The following is an 18,778-nucleotide window of genomic DNA, read 5'->3' as shown; positions in this document are numbered from 1 at the left end:
TATAAACATAAACTGCGGGCCAACTTTCTCGGAAATTCCCGGGGAGAAAGCTTACCAGCTGCCTGCGAAAAGCGAGGAGTACAACCGGTAAAGAGGACATTCAACCGCAAAGCGTAAGAAAGGTCGAGAAAACCTATGTCTTCCTCCCCTTCTCCAAATAGCTGGAAAGGAAAGTTTCATCCGAAAGTGATAACAAAGCGTTGCAGTACGCAAGACACCTCCGGAGCGGCAACCAAAGGAAGAACACGCATAAGCGGACTTTATTGAGGACGCTGAAGTGTTGCCAGGAAAGCTTGGCGCAGTAATGTTTTAGCGCTCCTTTTCAAAAAATGTGGAGTCAATTTGCTAGCCAAAATTATATTCTTTCTGCTAACACAAACACAAGAGCAGCAAAAAATATGGTGAACACAAAAAACCTTCTTGTCGTTCGACCGTGACAAGAAGGTTTTGCAAATGAATTCCATTAGTTGGATCTGATTTTTTCTAATTCAACAAGGAATTTATTGTTTAAGACTTTAATATAGGTCCCTTTCATTCCAAGAGAACGGGATTCGATGACACCCGCACTCTCCAGCTTTCTCAGTGCATTGACAATAACCGATCGGGTGATGCCTACTCGGTCGGCTATTTTACTTGCCACCAGCAACCCTTCATTTCCATCCAGTTCATCGAAAATATGCTCAATCGCTTCAAGTTCGCTATAGGATAGTGAACTAATCGCCATTTGTACAACTGCTTTGCTTCTAGCTTCCATTTCTATTTCTTCAGTTTTTTCATGAAGGATTTCCATTCCGACAACAGTTGCACCGTATTCAGCTAATAAAAGGTCATCCTCGCTAAAGCTTTGAGTGAGTCTACTCAGAATCAATGTACCTAATCGCTCTCCGCCTCCGATAATCGGCACAATTGTGGTAAGACCCTTCTGGAACAGTTCCTTGTTTTCAACCGGAAAGGCTGTATAAGGACTGTCAATATCAATATTTGAAGTAGTTTCCTGAATATTGAAAAGACTGTCGGTATATTCTTTTGGAAATTGTCTTTCTTCCAGCATAGATTTCATTCTTTCGTTTTCAATCTGCTGATTGATAGCAAAACCTAATAGTTTTCCTCTGCGGCTGACCACAAATATATTCGCCGTAATGATATCTCTCAATGTAGCAGACATATCATTAAAATTTACCGACTTCCCTGTAGTTTTTTGTAACATTGAATTGATTTTTCTGGCACGATTTAATAAATCCATTGTTATCCTCCAATCTAGTATTTACAATATATACTGGCTTAAATCCTTATTTTTGGCGATACTGCTCAGTTTTTCATCAACATATTGAGGAGTTATTTCTACCTTTTCCATGTTGATATCCGGAGCTTCGAATGATAACTCTTCCAACAGCTTCTCCAGAATAGTGTGAAGCCTTCGTGCACCAATGTTATCTGTTTCCTGGTTGACGTGGAAGGCTACTTCGGCAATTCTAGTCACAGCATCGTCCGTAAATTCAACTTTTATACCTTCTGTAGCTAGAAGGGCCTGGTACTGTTTCAATAGTGCGTTCGATGGTTCCGTTAAAATATTTCGAAAATCCTCAATCGACAATTTGTCAAACTCTACCCGAATCGGGAAACGCCCCTGAAGCTCGGGTATCAAATCTGACGGCTTAGCCATATGAAAAGCCCCTGCTGCAATGAACAAAATATGATCAGTCTGGACAGGGCCGTGCTTTGTAACAACAGTCGATCCTTCCACAATAGGCAGGATATCCCGCTGTACACCTTCTCTTGACACATTTGCCGATTGGTCGCTCTTGCCAGCTACTTTATCGATTTCATCAATGAAAATCATCCCTGACTGCTCTACCTTATCGACTGCATCCTGAGCTACTTCATCCATATCGATAAGTTTTTGGGCCTCCTGTTGAGTCAATACCTTCCTAGCTTCGGAAACGGACAAGCGCCGTTTCTTTTTCTTCTTCGGCATGAACTGGCCGAGCGCATCCTGCATATTCATGCCCATTTGTTCCATACCGGATCCTTGTAACATATCAAACATCGATGGCGTCTGCTCATCCACTTCGATTGTAACCATCCTGTCTTCCAATTCACCGAGCGAGAGCTGGTGGCGAATTCGTTTGCGTCTGCTTTCGATTTCCTGATGGTCGCTCTCCTGGTCCTGCTCCTGATTTTCAGCGCCTTGCTGCGGGAAAAACATTTCGAGTGGATTTTTAAAATTGTTCTGTTTTTTCTCTTCCGGAACCAGTATTTTGACCAGTCGTTTGTTCGCCTGTTCTTCCGCTTTATCCATCACTGTTTCCATTTTTTCCTGTTTGACCATACGGACGGCCATCTCGACCAAATCACGGACCATTGATTCTACATCGCGACCTACATATCCGACTTCCGTGAATTTGGTCGCTTCAACTTTTACAAACGGAGCACCTACAAGTTTTGCCAGACGTCTGGCGACTTCTGTTTTACCAACACCAGTCGGTCCAATCATCAAAATGTTTTTAGGTACGATTTCGTCACGTAATTTATCATCAAGCTGCATCCTTCTATAGCGATTGCGAAGTGCGATTGCAACAGACTTTTTCGCATTGGTTTGACCAATTATGTACTGATCGAGTTGTTCGACAATTTGTTTTGGAGTCTTATTTAACGTCATTGCAGTAAACCCTCCTTTTTTAATCCAGTACTTCGAGAGTTATATGATCATTAGTGTACACACATATTTCCCCAGCTACTTCCATAGCAGCCTGAGCAATTTCCCTGGCAGACAGGTCTTTGGAATGACGTGTCAATGCCCGGCCTGCACTCAAAGCATAATTTCCACCTGATCCGATTGCCAGCAAACCATCATCTGGTTCAATCACTTCTCCTGTGCCGGAAACCAGCAGCATTACTTCTTTGTCCATAACAATCAGCATGGCTTCGAGTTTCCGCAGAACCTTGTCGCTGCGCCACTCTTTCGCTAACTCAACTGCTGCTCTTGACAGATTTCCATTGTAAGCTTCCAATTTCCCTTCAAATTTTTCAAATAAAGTGAAAGCATCGGCTACCGACCCGGCAAATCCAGCCAAAACTTTCCCTCTATACAATCTGCGGACTTTTTTGGCTTTATGCTTCATAACGACCGCATTTCCTAATGTGACTTGCCCATCACCGCTCATAGCACTTTGTCCATTATGCCGCACAGCAAATATGGTTGTGGCATGAAATTGCTGTGATTCCATCAATCTCAACCTCCTCTACTAATCATTCCTCTGCTTCGCCCTTGGATGACTGTTCATGTAAACATGGCGAAGTCTGTCCTTGGTGACGTGTGTATAAATCTGGGTCGAAGATAAATGTTCATGGCCCAGAAGCTCCTGAACCACCCTTAAATCCGCTCCTTCGTTCAACATATGGGTTGCAAATGTGTGCCTCAACTTGTGAGGGTGAAGATGAATCGTCAAAGCAGCTTCCTTTACCATCTTTTGCAAAACCAGTCTTAATCCACGTGGAGTTAAGGGATTTCCTCTAGCGTTTAAAAAAACGGCAGAAGATGGCTTCGCCGTTTTCTGTAACAGTTCCTTTCTACCATTGTTTATGTAGTTTTGCATCGCGGCTTCAGCAAAACGACCAAACGGCAAGTATCTTTCTTTCTTTCCTTTTCCCCTTACCAGCATGGTTCCAATGTCAAAGTCCATGTCATCAAGCTTCAATCCGGTGCATTCACTCACGCGTATTCCAGTAGCATAAATCAACTCGAGAATTGCCTGGTTTCGTTGACCAAGGGGTGTTGTCGAATCACTCACTTCAAATAACCGTTCCAATTCTTCCATATACAAAAAACCCGGCACAGCCTGATTGGTCTTCGGGAGCACTACTTGAGAGAAAGGGTTCGCTGCTACATGTTTTTCCCGATCCAGAAACTTGTAAAAACTGCGCAGACTCGAAATTTTTCTAGAGACGCTTCTCCTCGATAATTTCTTTTCATAAAGAGTTGTCAAGTAGGTTCGTACAATATGATAATCGACTTGCTCCAATTGACCGATGGATTCCCGTTTCAGAAATCCATAGAAATCATCTATATCACTTTGATAGTATTCAATGGTGTATTGGGAAGCGTTTTTTTCAATTTGTAAATATTCTGTAAAGGCTTTCTTCGCTTCAAACCAGTTTAGCATTTCTCCACCTCGCTCAAGGCGTATAAATAGTAACACAAGTGTCCATGTCCATGCAATGAATTTTACTAAATTGTAACAAAATTCTGAATTGTGCTTTCTGTTATCCAACCGTTATTATAAAAACAAAGGGACGGCTGTTGGGTCGAAAGGAAATTTCGACAACCTTCGCATCAACAGCCTAAAACTTCTTCTGTCAAGTAAAGCTTCTTACAGAACGGTAATTATATCTGTTAAACAATAAAGTGTCAACTCAAATCCTCAGGTCCATTCTTTTGTGATGGCATTGGTTGTCTCTTTTCTTCGAGAATGCCGATTTCTTCTATTTTTTCTTTCGTTTCGGGTGTACCTAACTCATAGATTCGTTGATAAATATTTAACATCTCATCATCATATTTTTTTCTTTCTTGGTCTGCCTTTACTTCTTGAAACGGAGCCTCATAATGTAATTCTGCTGAACGGCTTCCAGCTAAATGTTGTTCATGAAATAAATTTTCCAAGCTAAGCTTGTCTTCATAATCGCCTTCGATTTCATATTCGACGCTGTTATCATAAGTTGGGGAAGATAGAACTTCTCCTGTATCTACCTTTACATAATACTTTTTGTTTTCAGACATATTATCCCTCCTATACACTATTCTCATACCCTGTTCACAGAGAAATGTAACTACGAACTTTCCTTAGTAGGTTCAAATAACAAATGCTCTTTTGCAAACTATTTTGCTTATTAAAAGGATTATTTAATAAAATTGCGCATTAAATGGTTCCCTTCTGTGCTTGACTAGAAAATGTGTGTCCAGCGCTGCGGAATTACCCCTGCGCTATGAACAGCTTCCTGTTCATAAACGAGGATACTAACACTTTTTCTCTTGATTCACTTGGTACTACCGAAAACTTCTTATCAAAAAACTTAGCTAGAAAAGCAAGCTTAAAATCAAAGAGAAGGAGAAAATCCTGACATACGTTTATAAGATGTCTTGTTGGGTCTCAAGGACTCCTAGGAGAAAAGATTTCTACGGCTATGGTAATCAGAATGCTTCTAAGCACAGGAAGCATACGCAGACTCCTGCGGAAACAGCACGAGTTTGAAGCCGAAGCGAGTCCAAGCACTTAACCCTCTGAAAAGGATCGGAAGGGAGTAATCTTTAATTGCAGTTTCTAACTTTTTTTGAAAAAATAGTCTCCTGAATATAGCTTTTGCAATGTATAGAAATCAGATTTTGAAATGAAGCTTAAAAAGCTGCTAGAAGCGCTTTTTTTAGGCAGGGATAAACCCCAAGACTTCGAAAGGGTGATTGCCGAAGCTAGACAGCATGCACCGCCACGGTGACATATTTCCATTAGAAAAAGCATCAAGCAGTAGCCTGATGCTTTTTCCGTGATCAGTTTTGTGTTTCTTCCTTATAGTCACAATTGGTACATTGTATTTGTACACCTTTTTTCGATTTTTTCTCTACCAATAAGGAATCACATTTTGGACAAGGACGTGCAATCGGCTTATCCCAAGAGATAAAATCACATTCTGGGTACCGATCGCATCCATAGAAGGTGCGACGCTTTTTCGATTTTCTTTCGACAACGTTTCCTTCTTTACAATTCGGACACTTGACCCCAATTTCCTTGAGAATAGGTTTCGTATTTCTGCATTCTGGGAAATTGGAACAAGCTAAGAACTTGCCGTATCTACCCATTTTATAGACCATTTCATGACCGCAATTTTCACAATCGATACCAGCCGGTTCATCTTTGATCTCAACCTTTTCCATTTCCTCTTCCGCTTTTTCAAGACGTTTGTCAAATCCTTTATAGAAATCATCTATAATGTTAATCCATTCTGTCTTACCATCCTCTACTGCATCAAGGTCACTTTCCATCTTGACAGTAAAATCCACATCGATTATTTCGGGAAAAAATTCTTTCAATAAATCGATAACGATTTCACCAAGTTCGGTGGGAACGAACCTTTTATTATCGAGCGTTACATACCCCCTGCGCTGAATGGTATCCAGTGTCGGCGCATAGGTCGATGGTCTGCCCAAGCCTTGTTCCTCCATTGTTCTGACGAGACGTGCTTCTGTATACCTGGGAGGCGGTTGGGTAAAGTGCTGATTGGGACGAATTTCTTCCGCTTTTATTGACATCCCTTCCTTTAAATCAGGGAGCAGCTTATCTTCTTCTTTTTTATTATCATCCCGGCCTTCTACATATACCTTCATGAATCCTTTGAATTTCACTTTGGAGCCGGTAGCTCGGAATTCAACCCCTTGATTGACAAGGTGAACGGTCATGGTGTCCATTACAGCCGGTGCCATTTGGCTGGCAGCAAAACGATCCCAAATCAACTTGTAGAGACGATACTGATCACGTGAAAGAATACTTTTCAACGATTTAGGATCCCTGTTTATGGAAGTTGGGCGGATTGCCTCGTGAGCATCTTGAGCCCCTTCCGCATTCTTGGTTTTTTTATTCGAACCAAGATACTCTTTTCCATAGTTTTCTTCGATATAGGAAGCTGCCTCTTTCTTCGCCGTTTCCGATATCCGTGTAGAGTCGGTTCTCATGTAGGTGATCAAACCAGTAATGCCTTGTTTCTTACCTAAGTCTATTCCTTCATATAATTGTTGTGCCACCATCATTGTTTTTCTGGCACGGAAATTCAGTTTTCGTGCGGCTTCCTGTTGAAGGGAAGAGGTCGTAAAGGGTTGTGCCGGGTTCCGCTTCCGTTCCCGCTTATTGACTTTGGCAACGTTGAACTCTTTTCCTTTTAAGGCTGCAAGAACTCGATCCACTTCCTCTTTGGTTCCCAGTTCCTGTTTTTTTCCATCGATTCCATAAAAGGCACCTTCAAAGGTATCCTTCCCCTTCAAAAAGTCGGCTTCAATCGACCAGTATTCTTCAGGTTGAAAGTTGTTGATCTCTCTTTCCCGCTCAATGATCATCTTGACGGCTACCGATTGTACCCGTCCGGCACTCAATCCTTTTTTTACTTTCTTCCATAAAAGTGGACTAATGTTGTAACCGACCAATCTATCCAAAATCCTTCGGGCCTGTTGCGCGTCTACCAGGTCCATGTCAATCGAGCGCGGATGCTTGAAAGATTCCTTGATTGCATCCTTGGTAATCTCATTGAAAACGACGCGGCAGTCCGAATTTTCATCTATATCCAAACTATGAGCGAGGTGCCAGGCGATGGCTTCCCCTTCTCTGTCAGGGTCGGCCGCAAGGTATACTTTTTTTGCTTTCTTGGCAGCACTCTTCAGTTCTTTCAACACCGGTCCTTTGCCGCGTATGGTTATATATTTGGGTTCAAATGCTTTTTCAACATCTACTCCCATTTGACTTTTTGGTAAATCCCGCACGTGCCCCATTGAAGCTTTCACTTGATACTTTTTCCCCAAGTAACGTTCAATTGTTTTGGCTTTTGCAGGAGATTCTACAATTACAAGATAATCTGCCATGTTTGTTCCTCCCAAGAGGTATTCTGTCTCTATGTTCAGTAGTTACTATCATTTATCGTTTGTTGTTATGCCCCATTGTCAAAAACTGCAATTGATTTCTTTGATAAATCTTCCCTATTATTAAATACTTTTTTATGATTTGTCAAACATACAAGTAGTTTTCTTGCGAAAAACAGAAAGCGATTTCTTTTAATTTTGACATAATTCGTCTTGATTTGCCACTTTTTCAATGCCATTCCTCCACTATATCATAGGTCTTTTGAACTAATTTAGCGCCATCTTGTATCATTTTATTGCAACCTTCTGTTTCTGGCTGTGTCGGTGAGCCAGGAATGGCAAAGACTTCTCTTCCTTGTTCCAGTGCTTGATTCACCGTTATCAAACTTCCACTTCTCTCCTTTGCTTCTACCACAAGTGTGCCAAATGTCAAACCACTAATGATCCGATTTCTTTCAGGAAAATGGTGACGCTGCGGTGGAATGCCCGGTGGATACTCTGAAACGACAAGCTGTGTTTCCGTCAATGTGCGGAACAAGCTTCTATTTGATCTTGGATAAATGTGCTGAAACCCTCCGCCGAGGATGGCAATCGTCTTGCCTGTGGAGCTCAGCGCCAGACGATGGGCCATAGCATCTATTCCCATTGCCATTCCACTGACAATCAGCCATCCTTCTTTGATTAAGGGTGTCAGAATGTTATTCATTTTAGTGTAGGCATCGTTTGTAGGATTCCTGGTACCGACTACACTTAAGGAAGGAGCATGAGAAAGCAAGTTGGAATCACCGTATAAGTATAATACGATGGGACAGTCCGGAATGTTTCGTAACAAAGCGGGATACGTGTTATCGAGGATTGTGACGGTTTGAAAAGTATTCAAGTCTCTTCGTAATTGAGAGAAAACTTGAGAGGAATGGAGATCTTGATAAATCATAGTAGTACGCTTGTCTGGAAGGGAAAACAGTACGCGGAAATCATCCACTGAATAATGATACAATCTATTCAGAGCAGGATCATCATGAAGCATCTTTCTGATCAATGGCCTAGTGACTCCACGACACCGGTGTAAATGGAGTAATTTCAGCCTGGCCTCTTTCAAAAAACCACCTCTTTTTAAAAATCCGGCCCAAGCGCAAAGCTTGAGCCAGCATATTTATTAATGGGTTTTACATTTATCGTGCAATCCTTTTTCCTTTAGAACGCTAATCAGGGTTTCTCCCATGACTGCAGGTGTTTCGGCAACCTGGATGCCGCAGTCGTTCATCACTTTGATTTTTTCATCTGCCGTTCCTTTTCCGCCGGAGATGATGGCGCCAGCATGGCCCATTCTTTTTCCCGGAGGCGCTGTAGCACCGCCGATAAAGCCTACTACAGGCTTAGACATGTTAGCCTTTACCCACTCAGCTGCTTCTTCTTCCGCGGTTCCTCCGATTTCCCCTATCATCATGACTGCTTCTGTATCCGGGTCTTCATTAAAAGCTTTGAGCACATCAATAAAGTCTGTTCCGTTTACAGGGTCGCCGCCAATACCGACAGCAGTCGATTGTCCGAACCCTTGCTCTGACAATTGGTGAACTGCTTCATAGGTTAAAGTGCCAGAACGGGAAACGACACCGATATGTCCTTTCTTATGGATATAACCTGGCATGATACCGATTTTACATTCTTCCGGAGTAATAACTCCCGGGCAATTCGGACCTACTAGTCTCGTATTCTTCCCTTCCATATAACGTTTTACCTTTACCATATCCATCACAGGGATGTGTTCGGTAATACATATAGCAAGATCTAACTCTGCATCAACCGCTTCCATAATAGCGTCTGCAGCAAATGGTGCAGGTACATAAATGACTGAAGCATTGGCACCTGTTTTTTCAACGGCTTCCTGTACCGTATCAAACACCGGTACTCCTTCGACTTCCGTGCCGCCTTTTTTAGGGGTCACCCCGCCGACGATTTTCGTACCGTAATCCAGCATTTGTTTTGTGTGGAAAAGTGCTGTAGAGCCTGTAATACCTTGCACGATTACTTTGGTATCTTTGTTAACAAATACGCTCATCTTCGTCCGTCCTTTCTGTTATTTACTCCCTTACAAGCCTTCAACTAAGACAATAAATAGTTGAATGGTTCCGGTATGGTCTTCTTGCACATTATTTAACTAGTGATACGATTTTTTCTGCACCGTCAGCCATCGATTCTGCAGCAGTGATGTTCAGTCCGGAATCAGCGAGAATTTGCTTGCCTAAATCCACGTTGGTTCCTTCCAACCGGACAACAAGCGGAATTTCCAGTCCTACTTGTTTGGTTGCTTCGACAACACCTTCTGCGATGACATCACATTTCATAATACCTCCGAAGATATTGACCAAAATGCCTTTGACGTTGGAATCAGATAAAATAATTTTAAAAGCTTCTGTTACTTTTTCAGCTGTTGCGCCGCCCCCAACATCAAGGAAGTTCGCCGGATCGCCGCCATAATGCTTGATAATATCCATCGTAGCCATAGCTAAGCCAGCTCCGTTAACCATACAGCCTATGTTTCCATCAAGCGCTATATAGCTAAGGTCATGTTTGGAAGCTTCGATCTCTTTTTCATCTTCTTCATCCAAGTCGCGGTACTCAGCCACATCTTTCTGCCGAAATACAGCGTTATCATCAAAGTTTAACTTAGCGTCCAATGCGAGAACATCCCCATCACCAGTTGTGACAAGTGGATTGATTTCTGCAATCGAGCAATCCTTTTCTTCAAAAACGGTATAAAGTCCAAGCATAAATTTAACCGCTTTTGATAAATATTCTTTCGGAATATTAATGTTGAACGCTAACCGTCTTGCCTGGAAAGGAGTCAAACCGACTACGGGATCGATGACTTCTTTAAAGATTTTTTCCGGAGTCTCTGCTGCCACTTCCTCGATTTCAGTACCGCCTTCTTCTGAAGCCATCATGGTTACGCGCGAAGTTGCACGGTCCAGCACCAAACCGACATAATATTCTTTTTTAATATCGCAGCCTTCTTCGATTAGTAACCGCTTAACTTCTTTGCCTTCAGGGCCTGTCTGGTGTGTAACCAAAGTCTTACCGAGAATCTCTTTGGCATATGTACGGACTTCATCCAGGCTTTTTGCAACTTTGACACCGCCTGCTTTCCCTCTGCCGCCTGCATGGATTTGGGCTTTTACAACGGATACATTGCTGCCAAGTGCTTTTGCGGCTTCAACTGCTTCATCTACCGTATAAGCAACACGGCCATTTGGCACTGCCACGCCGTATTTTCGCAATAATTCTTTGCCTTGATACTCGTGAATGTTCATCTTCCATCCTCCCATCAAAATTTCACTGCAAATCTATTGTATAAAAAAACGTCATAAATTGTCTACACATTACCATCACTTATCGATAGATTGCTTTCTTTCCAGCTTCATAGTTTCCGATCCGCACGGTACACAAAAGCAAAGACTTCCGCAACCGCCTGGTACAATTCTTCTGGTATCGTTTCGTTGATATTCAATTCCGCCAGCAACTCTACCAATGTCGAATCCTCTTGAATAGGAACATTGGCCGCTTCAGCTTTGGCAATGATATTGTCAGCAACATACCCTTTTCCAGCAGCTGTTACTTTGGGTGCGGCAGCTTTGTCGCCCTCGTATCTTAACGCTGCGGCTTTTCTTTTTGGTGACTGGGGATTCATATGCGGAAATCCACTCCTTGTGTTCGATCTAATTCAGTTTGTGCAGCTTGAACCGGACTGCAGATATTTGATTCCTCAAAAGGCTTCCATTGGACGGAAGTTAAATGATAATCCAAATTCTCCAGTCCTTGCTGTAGTTTAGATTTCAATAAAGGGAAAAGGTTTTCCAACCGCTGATTCTCATTAAATACAGTGATACGGACCATTCGTTTTTGAATTTGCATATCGATAACGGTTTCCTTCATTTTCTCTAAATCCAAATAAAAAACAATGTGACAAAAATCAGGGTTTATTTTTCCTGTTTCATCTTTGTTCCCTTCAAAGTCGATTTGGATATCTTTTTTTACCCCGATATGGTCACCGGGAAGCATTAAATTGACTTGGACAGTATTTACCGTCTCTTGGCTATGGGTTAACTGAAGACCGTTTAAGTAATGAAGCAATCCATCAAGCTTTTCGGCTGTCTTACTTCCGCTGTCAGAGAGTGCTTGAAACAAAATCGATTTCAATGTTTGCTCTTTTATCGGCATTTCAACAAGCTGATCTTTCAACAGATTATTCTCATGGTTTACTCCTGAAAAAAGGAAAACCTGTTCCAATTTTCTCAGAAAGTACTGCTTTGGATCTGTAAGCAGCATAGTCTGTCCCTCTGTAGTGTCGGAAAGTAATTGCAGCAGCACATTTGCTGAGGACTTTGGAAGCTGCCGATCGATGACCTGCCTGACGACATCTATACTTTCGCGATCGGGAGACTCATTGACGATAAGTTGATGGATAGCCTCCGAATACTTATGTGGCAAGCGTGTCGGGATGCTGGACAAAAAGTCACTTTTTACAAGCTGCGTCTGCAAAGAAGCCATTTTTTGCTTCTCTAATGGTGACAGTTCTCCCTTTGCTTGGTTTTCCGCCAGGTCTGTCAATGCTACCAAAAGCTCTTGATAGGACTTTGAAAGCGTTAATTGCATTTGTTGCAGTTGATGGAGCCCCTTAATCACTTCATGAGGCTCCGCTTGTATGACCAGGGATCCATTCATCTGGCCAGATGATGACTGTGACGTTTTCCACGTATTTTGCCATTCAGTAAAGGTAGTGGAATCTGTTATTACTCCTGCCTTTTTCATCATCTGAAACAGATTGGTATCCCCCCTTTTCAATTCTTCTTGTACTGCCGTTTGCAAAAGGTTCATCAGCGGAGCGTTCTTTTGATAGGTAAAACCATTTAACCGGTTTGTCAGTGCTTCTCGTGTTGCCGAAGAAACCGCCGACTCTTCGAGTAGATGTTGGGTTTCGGCCAGCAACGCACCAAACTGCTGTTCCTTTTTTGCCTGTACCGCTTGTAGAACAGGACTGGTCAGCGGAAGTTTCCGAGAAATCATTTCGACAATAAGAGAACGGGCTTCAGTTTTGTTCCCCTGCCCATCCATCAATTGAAATGCCTGAAGAATCGTCTCCTTTTGAAAAGGTATCTTTTTACTTAACAGTTGACCTACTAGGGCTGTTCTGTCTTTGGTGTTTTTTACCCCCAATTCTTCCAATAAGGCGGCAATACCCTGACTCGATTGATCGGACGTCACTTTATTGGAAAGAACTTTCAGGCGAATCACCTCTCCGACAGTGGCAACCTGGAACCAATACTTCCCGTTAGCGGTCAAAGGGGCTTCAAGCTGCGCTATTATTTGCTTACCACCGAACTGAATGGATGCCTTTTGATCAGGATAAAGTTTTACTACTTTGCCTGCAAGTATTTGGCCAGGCTTTACCTTGGCAGCTGTCTGATAAATTTTCTGGCTATGTAATGTATTAAACAGTTTAGAAGCCGCTTGATTCATCGAAGGCATCATCATTCCCCTCTCACTCTAGGATTTGCTCACGAACCGGCGAAAAACTCTTCCTATGGCAGGGCGAAGCACCGTATGTTTTCAACGCTTCCAAGTGCGCTTTCGTGCCATAACCTTTGTTAGATTTAAATTGGTACATCGGGTATCGCTCATCTAATGATTCCATCATCCAATCTCTGGTTACCTTGGCAAGAATACTTGCTGCAGCAATCGAGATACTTTTTTGGTCCCCTTTTACAATTGCTTCGACTGTACTTGATACACCATCAAGCGGAACAGCATCTACGAGGATATGATCCGGTTGAAAAGCGAGTCCATCCACTGCCTTGCGCATAGCGTGCTTGGATGCTTGATAAATATTGAGCTGGTCGATTTCTTCGCTTTCAACGACACCAATACCGTAAGCCTCTGCGTGTTGTATGATGTAGTGGTAATATGCCTCCCGGGTCTGTTCGCTTAATTGTTTGGAGTCATTCAGGCCCGGCAGGTAGAAAGATTCCCCTAAAATCACTGCTGCCGCAACAACAGGTCCTGCCAATGGGCCCCTGCCAGCTTCATCTATACCTGCTACCTTATTACCGACCTGATAATGTTTTTTTTCATACACACTCATTTGAACAAAAAGCTCTTGCTGTATGGATTGCTGTTGTTTTCGTTTTTGATAGCCTGCTATTAATTTATGTACTCCCTTACGGTTATCTTTCTTCAACTCTTCAAGAAACGAATCAGATACTTGATCCGTGTCCAAATGCTCCCTGATCTTAGCAATTTTCATATCGGATACCAATTTCAATTCCCCCATATCCATTATATCGACTATATTTTCTGGTAATGAAGCACGAAAGGCATCCACAATGACGGATGCCCTTTACATAACATTAGTGTATCGTCCGGCCTGTCTTATTCAGGGCCTTCTAAAGTCAACCTGCCCAATCGGCCAGAACGCAGATCGCGGATGATCACTTCTGCAGTTTTCTCAAAATTCACCCGTCCTCCACTTTCCAAACAGCCTCTGGAACCGCCGATTTTTTCAAAGATGATTCCCATGTCATTTTCCCCTTCTAAGCCATATCGCTCCTGAAGCAGGGATGGATAAGCTTCTTTTAAAAAGTTGACAATAAAAGCAGCGATATCTTCTTTCGGCAGCAATTGATCTTTTATCGTTCCAATAGCGGCCAGACGATAGCCGACCAGTTCATCTTCGAATTTTGGCCATAAAATACCCGGTGTATCCAAAAGTTCAAAATCCTTCTTTACTTTTATCCACTGTTGACTGGTGGTCACACCTGGCCGGTCTCCCGTTTTAGCTATTTTTCTGTTCACCAGCCGGTTAATCAGTGTTGATTTACCCACATTCGGAATACCTAGAATCATTGCTCTGGAAGCCCGTGGTCTTACACCCTTTTTCATGAGCTTTTCCTGCTTTTCTTTGCCCATTTCCTTGGCAGCAGCAATGACCAATTGCACATCTTGTTTGTTCTGCACATCCACTGCAACAGATTTGATACCTTCAGCCTCGAACCGATCCATCCACAGACGTGTAATTGCCGGATCAGCTAAATCCTTTTTCATCAATACACGCATGCGCGGCTTATTTTGCAGCACCTCTTGCAGCATGGGATTTTGTGAGGAATCCGGCACCCGGGCATCAACTAATTCGATAACAAAATCCACTAATTTCAATTTTTCCTGAACTTCTCGTTTTGCCTTTGCCATATGTCCTGGAAACCATTGAATTGTCATAGTATCCCACCTATTCCTTTCCGTCTTTACGGACAAAAGCGCAAGCGCCTTGCTCACCCCCGACAAGCTTAAGAACAGCCTCGGCGTGGCGCTTTTTGCCACACAGAGGGTGGGCTTAAGACCTCGAGGGGGTAGGCGCTGGAGCTGGACGTGGCTGGTTCAGCCAATAATGATCCACAGACAGTTAAATTTATAATTTCCTATACAACAAGAAAAACGTTCGTTATTTCTCTAACGCTGTTATCACGTGTATAAACGGAAGCGGTCGAACGGCCAATATAATAACTGGACTTCTCCTACCAGTTGATCATAGGAAATCAATCCCAACAAACGACTGTCCGTTGAATTGCCCCGGTTGTCCCCAAGCACCAATACATGATTTTCCGGCACCTCCTCATACCCGCCCGGCAATTCTTCGAGACTGAAATCGACGGTATAATGCTGGTTGCCATCCATCATTTGCTTTGCAGACTTTAAATATGGTTCTTCCACTGCTTCTCCATTTATATAAAGGGTGTCATTTTTGACCTCTACATGGTCGCCCGGTATGCCAATGACCCGCTTTATATAGTCTTTCTGGGCTGTAGCATGGAATACCACGATATCGAATCTATGTGGATCACCAACTAGATAATTGAACTTGTTTACAATCATATGATCTCCATTATGCAGTGTTGGCAGCATGGACGGTCCATCTACTACAATAGGAGCGAATAAAAACATCCGGACGATAACTGCCAGTAATCCGGCAATCAAAAGTGCCTTTATCCAATCCAGCCATTCATTCTTTTTTTTGGCCATTATCTTCCCTCCATAAAACAGCTTTAATCCGGCTTAAAGCAGTAACCGGTCGACAGGTAACTTATACCACCCGATTGTCTATTTTTCAATTTCAGCAAACCAGTCTAATTACCTATTTTAAGTAGAAAAAAGGAGCTTGACTTTTCAAGCTCCTTTCCTGCATTCAAATTAGCGGATTTCTTTAATACGTGCAGCTTTACCACGCAGGTTGCGTAGATAGTAAAGTTTCGCACGACGTACTTTACCGCGGCGGCTCACTTCAATCTTATCAATGCGCGGTGAATGTACTGGAAAAGTACGTTCAACGCCTACGCCGTAAGAAATCTTACGAACAGTGAAAGTTTCGCTGATTCCGCCGTTTTGACGCTTGATTACAACGCCTTCGAAAACCTGGATACGTTCACGGTTTCCTTCCACTACTTTAACGTGGACTTTTACCGTATCACCAGGGCGAAAATCAGGATGATCAGTGCGAAGCTGTTCTCTTGTCACTTCTTCTAGAATATTTTGCATCCTGTTACACTCCTTCCAAACCAACGTTCTTAACTTAAGAATAAAGACAGCGGAACATTGTTTATCCAGCTTAAACTTTCGTTTAAGCACAACAAATAATATACCATATCATACCGTCTACTTCAACTATTTATTGATGATTCCCGGAAATAGATTCAACAATCGACCAACCAGTATATTCTAGTTCAATTATTCGTCATTCAAACCTTCCAGCCATTGTCTTTCTTTGTCGGTCAATTGAAACCCATCAAGCAAATCCTTGCGCCGCTGATAAGTACGTTTCAAAGATTGCAGGCGTCTCCATTCCTCAATCTTGCCGTGGTTCCCTGATACCAGTACATCCGGCACCCGCATACCGCGAAAATCAAGCGGTCTGGTATAATGGGGATGCTCGAGTAAGCCGGTGGAAAATGAATCTTCCGGAGCAGATGATTCATTACCAAGAACGCCTGGAAGCAATCGGACCACACTGTCAATAACCACCATCGCACCCAATTCTCCACCTGTCAGGACATAATCACCAATCGATATTTCATCGGTTGCGATATGTTCACGGATCCTTTCGTCATAACCCTCATAATGCCCGCAAATAAAAATTAGATGCTCCTCGTTTGCGAGTTCCATCGCTTTTGCCTGATTATAAGGCTCCCCTTGGGGACACATTAGCACCACACGTGGTTCCGCCCTTTTATCTGACCGATCTGCCGACAAGTCTTCCACAGCGTCGAATACGGGCTGAGGGGTGAGAACCATTCCAGCTCCACCTCCGTATGGATAGTCATCCACCTTTTTATGCTTATTTTGTGAATATTCACGGAAATTGACCAAGCGATATTGAAATGCTCCTGATTCCTGTGCTTTTTTTAAAATCGAATGGTTCATTACTCCGTCAAACATCTCCGGGAACAGCGTCAGTATATCTATTTTCATTCGTCAAGCAGTCCCTCCATCGGCTCTATGGTTACCCGCTTTTGGTCGACCTCAATGGTTTTAACAATATCCTCTATATAAGGAATCAATAAATCTTTTTTTCCTTTTCTGCTGGTCACCCATACATCATTGGCACCTGGTGATAAAATTTCTTTGATTTTCCCAAGGAATTCTCCATTCGTCGTATAAACTTCGCAGCCAATGATTTCGTGGTAATAAAATTCGCCTTCTTCTAAGGGCGCCAGTTGCTCTTCCCTTACTTGAAGCACGCCATTTTTTAAGGCTTCTGCATCATTAAGGGAATCATAGCCGGAGAAGTGCAATAAATCAAAGTTTTTATGCCTGCGGTGACCATCAACAGTAAGGGCTATCTGGCTGCCTTGGCCATCAGACCAGTATAACCTGCTTCCAGTTTCAAATCGTTCATCAAAATCGGTAATCCGCACTACCTTTACTTCTCCCTTTATCCCGTGGGTATTTACAATTTTTCCTACATTGTACATTTCTTCGCTCATATCTTCACCTGCTATGTAATTTGGATCACGATGCCATCTTTCACGATGATTGCTTTGTTATCGGAAATGTCACTCCAGTTAGATCCTTCTTCAACTTCAACAAGAGTTTCAACTTCTTCTTCTGTTATTTCACTGCCAATAGGCAGGATGTCCAACTGCTCCAATTGAAATTCTATCCACTTGATTTTGTCTTTGCGCTTTTTTATTTCCTGTTGGAACCGTTTGGCTACTTCATGTTTGGAAACTCCTTTTTTATTTTGTAGTTTCCGCTGTTCAAATTGCAGTTGTTGACACTCTTGTTCAAGCTGCTGTTTATTTTGGTTAAACTGTTTCACCAGTCTTTCCTTGCTTCTCTCCGTTATTACCTGCTTGACAGGAATTTTACGAATTATTTTCAATACCAGCCCCTGCCTTTCCTCCATATATCCCAAGCCACATATCACTGGCTCGAAATGGATTACTGGTCGTACCCTGTTCAAAAGACCTATTAAAAGCTGTCCCCGAGACCAGGCTTGTTCTAGTGAGGCAGGAAAAAAAGGATGACAACTTTTATGAATTTGGAAAAAAGGGAAAGGTTCCCCCTTCCCCTTTTTACATGATATCCAAATAGATTCGCTTTGTTTCATCCGAACCGGCTGCATAAACAACCGTCCGAACAGCTTTTGCGATTCGTCCGTTTTTCCCGATTACTTTTCCGACATCATCCTGATTGACAGTTAGATGGTAAGTCAATCTTTCATCGTCTTCCTTGACTGTCACCTGGACATCTTCCGGATGATCGACCAACGGAGCCACCATCGTTTCGATTAAGGCTTTCATGATATCACTCTACTTTACTTTTGGTTTTTCGTATCGTGGAATTTCGTCATGATGCCTTCTTTTGAGAAAAGGTTACGTACTGTATCACTAGGCTTAGCGCCTTTAGTCATCCAGTCAAGCGCCTTATCTTCATCTAGTTTTACTTCAACCGGATTGGCTACCGGATTGTAAGTGCCAATTTGTTCAATAAAACGTCCGTCACGAGGAGAACGTGAATCAGCTACTACTACACGATAAAATGGATTTCTTTTTGAACCCATACGCTTTAAACGAATTTTAACAGCCATGTCTTGCACCTCCATCATTTATATTGCTT

The 18,778-nt window shown here is 42.6% G+C and carries 20 protein-coding genes; all 20 read right to left on the bottom strand.

The window, feature by feature from the left end; genetic code table 11:
* Nucleotides 1-463 precede the first annotated feature (463 nt).
* Entirely contained in the window at nt 464-1,243 is a 780-nt protein-coding gene (gene codY / locus ERJ70_RS08945) for a GTP-sensing pleiotropic transcriptional regulator CodY (RefSeq protein ID WP_209368713.1), read from the bottom strand.
* Nucleotides 1,244-1,264: 21 nt separating this feature from the next.
* Nucleotides 1,265-2,659: an ATP-dependent protease ATPase subunit HslU gene (hslU, locus tag ERJ70_RS08940; protein WP_209368711.1), complete on the bottom strand. Its 1,395-nt coding sequence runs from the start codon at nt 2,657-2,659 to the stop codon at nt 1,265-1,267.
* A gap of 19 nt (nt 2,660-2,678) precedes the next feature.
* A complete protein-coding gene (hslV, locus tag ERJ70_RS08935; RefSeq protein ID WP_209368709.1) occupies nt 2,679-3,227 on the bottom strand; it encodes an ATP-dependent protease subunit HslV in 549 nt (182 codons plus the stop codon).
* 18 nt (nt 3,228-3,245) lie between these two features.
* A complete protein-coding gene (gene xerC / locus ERJ70_RS08930; RefSeq protein WP_209368707.1) occupies nt 3,246-4,163 on the bottom strand; it encodes a tyrosine recombinase XerC in 918 nt (305 codons plus the stop codon).
* Nucleotides 4,164-4,408: 245 nt separating this feature from the next.
* The gene (locus ERJ70_RS08925; protein ID WP_209368706.1) at nt 4,409-4,777 is read right to left on the bottom strand and encodes a hypothetical protein; all 369 of its coding nucleotides are present in this window, start codon (nt 4,775-4,777) and stop codon (nt 4,409-4,411) included.
* Nucleotides 4,778-5,542: 765 nt separating this feature from the next.
* Nucleotides 5,543-7,618, bottom strand: coding sequence for a type I DNA topoisomerase (gene topA, locus ERJ70_RS08920; RefSeq protein ID WP_209368705.1), 2,076 nt, complete (start codon nt 7,616-7,618; stop codon nt 5,543-5,545).
* 226 nt (nt 7,619-7,844) lie between these two features.
* Nucleotides 7,845-8,654 (bottom strand): DNA-processing protein DprA, encoded by an 810-nt coding sequence (dprA, locus tag ERJ70_RS08915; RefSeq protein WP_245208159.1) that lies wholly within the window; start codon nt 8,652-8,654, stop codon nt 7,845-7,847.
* Nucleotides 8,655-8,771: 117 nt separating this feature from the next.
* Complete coding sequence (sucD, locus tag ERJ70_RS08910) at nt 8,772-9,674, bottom strand: succinate--CoA ligase subunit alpha (protein ID WP_074597386.1); 903 nt, start codon at nt 9,672-9,674, stop codon at nt 8,772-8,774.
* A 91-nt stretch (nt 9,675-9,765) separates the two neighbouring features.
* Nucleotides 9,766-10,926: an ADP-forming succinate--CoA ligase subunit beta gene (sucC, locus tag ERJ70_RS08905; RefSeq protein WP_209368704.1), complete on the bottom strand. Its 1,161-nt coding sequence runs from the start codon at nt 10,924-10,926 to the stop codon at nt 9,766-9,768.
* A gap of 107 nt (nt 10,927-11,033) precedes the next feature.
* Nucleotides 11,034-11,303, bottom strand: coding sequence for an EscU/YscU/HrcU family type III secretion system export apparatus switch protein (locus ERJ70_RS08900; protein ID WP_209368703.1), 270 nt, complete (start codon nt 11,301-11,303; stop codon nt 11,034-11,036).
* Nucleotides 11,300-13,141 carry a TP0910 N-terminal domain-containing protein gene (locus ERJ70_RS08895; RefSeq protein WP_209368702.1) on the bottom strand — a complete coding sequence of 614 codons (1,842 nt, stop codon included), beginning with the start codon at nt 13,139-13,141 and terminating at the stop codon, nt 11,300-11,302. Before ERJ70_RS08895 ends, ERJ70_RS08900 begins: the two co-directional genes overlap by 4 nt.
* A gap of 13 nt (nt 13,142-13,154) precedes the next feature.
* Complete coding sequence (rnhB, locus tag ERJ70_RS08890; RefSeq protein WP_309507410.1) at nt 13,155-13,994, bottom strand: ribonuclease HII; 840 nt, start codon at nt 13,992-13,994, stop codon at nt 13,155-13,157.
* 47 nt (nt 13,995-14,041) lie between these two features.
* Nucleotides 14,042-14,884 (bottom strand): ribosome biogenesis GTPase YlqF, encoded by an 843-nt coding sequence (gene ylqF / locus ERJ70_RS08885; RefSeq protein WP_209368701.1) that lies wholly within the window; start codon nt 14,882-14,884, stop codon nt 14,042-14,044.
* A 243-nt stretch (nt 14,885-15,127) separates the two neighbouring features.
* Nucleotides 15,128-15,685, bottom strand: a complete 558-nt coding sequence (gene lepB, locus ERJ70_RS08880; RefSeq protein WP_209368700.1) for a signal peptidase I — start codon at nt 15,683-15,685, stop codon at nt 15,128-15,130.
* A 168-nt stretch (nt 15,686-15,853) separates the two neighbouring features.
* On the bottom strand, nt 15,854-16,198 hold the full coding sequence (gene rplS / locus ERJ70_RS08875) for a 50S ribosomal protein L19 (protein ID WP_074597392.1): 345 nt from the start codon (nt 16,196-16,198) through the stop codon (nt 15,854-15,856).
* Nucleotides 16,199-16,387: 189 nt separating this feature from the next.
* Nucleotides 16,388-17,128: a tRNA (guanosine(37)-N1)-methyltransferase TrmD gene (trmD, locus tag ERJ70_RS08870; protein ID WP_209368698.1), complete on the bottom strand. Its 741-nt coding sequence runs from the start codon at nt 17,126-17,128 to the stop codon at nt 16,388-16,390.
* Entirely contained in the window at nt 17,125-17,643 is a 519-nt protein-coding gene (gene rimM / locus ERJ70_RS08865; protein ID WP_209368696.1) for a ribosome maturation factor RimM, read from the bottom strand. Before rimM ends, trmD begins: the two co-directional genes overlap by 4 nt.
* Nucleotides 17,644-17,654: 11 nt before the next feature.
* Nucleotides 17,655-18,041, bottom strand: coding sequence for a YlqD family protein (locus tag ERJ70_RS08860; RefSeq protein ID WP_209368694.1), 387 nt, complete (start codon nt 18,039-18,041; stop codon nt 17,655-17,657).
* Nucleotides 18,042-18,234: 193 nt separating this feature from the next.
* Nucleotides 18,235-18,462 (bottom strand): KH domain-containing protein, encoded by a 228-nt coding sequence (locus ERJ70_RS08855; RefSeq protein WP_209368692.1) that lies wholly within the window; start codon nt 18,460-18,462, stop codon nt 18,235-18,237.
* A 14-nt stretch (nt 18,463-18,476) separates the two neighbouring features.
* Entirely contained in the window at nt 18,477-18,749 is a 273-nt protein-coding gene (gene rpsP / locus ERJ70_RS08850; RefSeq protein ID WP_074597396.1) for a 30S ribosomal protein S16, read from the bottom strand.
* Between the last annotated feature and the right edge of the window lie 29 nt (nt 18,750-18,778).

Origin of the sequence: Sediminibacillus dalangtanensis (assembly GCF_017792025.1) — a bacterium.
GTDB lineage: Bacteria > Bacillota > Bacilli > Bacillales > Amphibacillaceae > Sediminibacillus > Sediminibacillus dalangtanensis.
Note: the sequence above shows the minus strand (reverse complement) of the source record. Positions and strands in the feature narration are given on the sequence as shown.